We start from the raw sequence: 1,659 nt of genomic DNA, 5'->3' as shown, positions 1-1,659 counted from the left end.
TAGGTCTCCAGTAGGCTTAGAGTCGGTCTTGGATATGGACTCATCTCCAATGACGCAATTCTCTTGTCCATTAAGAGACACTTTCGAAAGACCGCAGGGTGGTGTGTCTTGAGTAGGTCTTGTGTCGGCCTCGGGTAGGTCACGGGTAGGTGTCGGGTGCGCAATTACGGTGTATTTTCCGGGGTTATGTCGGTCACCCGTTTCATACGCAAGTAGGCCAAATTTACACAATTTCTTTCTCGCCCTTATGAGCTGATCTCTCGAACAGCCGAAGACGCTCTGAACTATTCCGTTCGGAAGGACAAAGCTCTCGGGCCATCTCGCGTTGTTCGCGTAGTCGAGAACGAAGAAATAAAAAGAAGTCTCGAGAGAGTTGAACTTGTGTATCTTATTTGCTATCCAGAAGTTGTTTATTAGTTCTATGTAATTCATACAAAACCTCCATTGAAATAGTTGTCCGTTGAGCGTTCACCGTTTTCCGGAAGAGCTAGATCCATTCATAGCGGCTGCTTTCAAGTCTTCTCAGCAAATGGCCAAGTTTTGCCGGTGAACCTTCTTTTTGCTATCATCATCATCGGGAGGTGTGATGATGGCTTTTAGATTCAAAGATCTCGAGGTATGGAAGCTGAGCAAGGATTTAGCAAAGGATATCTACTCTGCTACCTCAACTTTTCCTGAGGAAGAGAAATACACATTGGTTTCTCAGCTTCGCAGGGCAGCGGTTTCCGTAATGTCTAACATTGCTGAGGGAGCCGGTCGCCAGTACAGGAAGGAATTCATTCATTTCCTCTACATGGCCCGAGGCTCTCTCAATGAAACAGTCTCCCAGCTTGAACTCTCGTTCGAATTCGGCTATATTGACAAAGAGACTCTTGAAACTATCGAAGAGAGCGCCGAACGGATTAACCGCATGCTCTGGAGACTTTCAAAATCACTTGCTCCTTCCACCTCGGAGAACGGTCAACGGTGAACCGCTTGCCTTTTCCTGGATCGGGGTACGTCAAGATCTTACGAACCTGCTACCCCGTACCCCCAGCCTCGAAGCTATGCTTTCCTGAACCTCCTCACCGGCTTGAGCTTTTCTTTCTTCTCATATGCATCTTCGGGAAGATAGTCGACCAGTTCGGATAGGTTTCTGAATGTGATGAATTTGAATGGATCGGGGAGCCCTACAATGGTATCCAGAGCCGCCTCTCTATCCAGAAGCCTTATCTGAGTCGGAGCTTCATCACTGGCATACTCGTATCCCTGAAGCTCTACCTTTCCAATCCCTTCCCTGTCTATGAATTCATCCGCGAGCTTCTTCATCTTCTTAGCCCCTTCCTGATAGGCAACCGTCTTCTGAAGGGTGTTCTTTAGAGAATCACTGTCTGTTATCATGAGATCCTCTCCGAGCTTTTCCATTAGGGGACAGAAGGAATGATAAAGACAGTAAGAGCAGTGATCTCCCGCTTCGGGCTTAAAGTCGCTCTGAAGGATCTGGCTTATCCAGGCATAGAGATTGATCCCGGCCTCTTCGAGGTTTTCCCTTGTCACCTCTTTAGAAATCGAGGCTCCCGCAGAAAGAGAGACCCATTCAATTCTTCCTATATCGTATCCCTGTCTTGAGAGAGCCCAGGCGTAAATAAAGAGCCTCTCCCAGTCGGGATCACCGAATCC

At 47.8% G+C, this 1,659-nt stretch carries 1 protein-coding gene and 2 pseudogenes; 1 reads left to right on the top strand and 2 read right to left on the bottom strand.

Annotated elements, in window-relative coordinates; translation table 11 throughout:
• Window positions 1-432, bottom strand: a pseudogene (locus tag BG32_RS10415) (hypothetical protein); the annotation flags it as partial.
• A gap of 154 nt (window positions 433-586) precedes the next feature.
• On the opposite strand from BG32_RS10415, the gene BG32_RS10410 reads away from it, so the two are divergent.
• A complete protein-coding gene (locus BG32_RS10410) occupies window positions 587-970 on the top strand; it encodes a four helix bundle protein (protein WP_310793889.1) in 384 nt (127 codons plus the stop codon).
• A 74-nt stretch (window positions 971-1,044) separates the two neighbouring features.
• Here the strand turns inward: BG32_RS10410 and BG32_RS10405 are convergent.
• A pseudogene (locus BG32_RS10405) lies at window positions 1,045-1,659 on the bottom strand (PD-(D/E)XK nuclease family protein); the annotation flags it as partial.

It is taken from the genome of Mesotoga sp. HF07.pep.5.2.highcov (genome assembly GCF_003666285.1).
GTDB lineage: Bacteria > Thermotogota > Thermotogae > Petrotogales > Kosmotogaceae > Mesotoga > Mesotoga prima.
The sequence above is the reverse complement of the archived record's forward strand: the minus strand, read 5'-3'. Positions and strand labels throughout refer to the sequence as shown.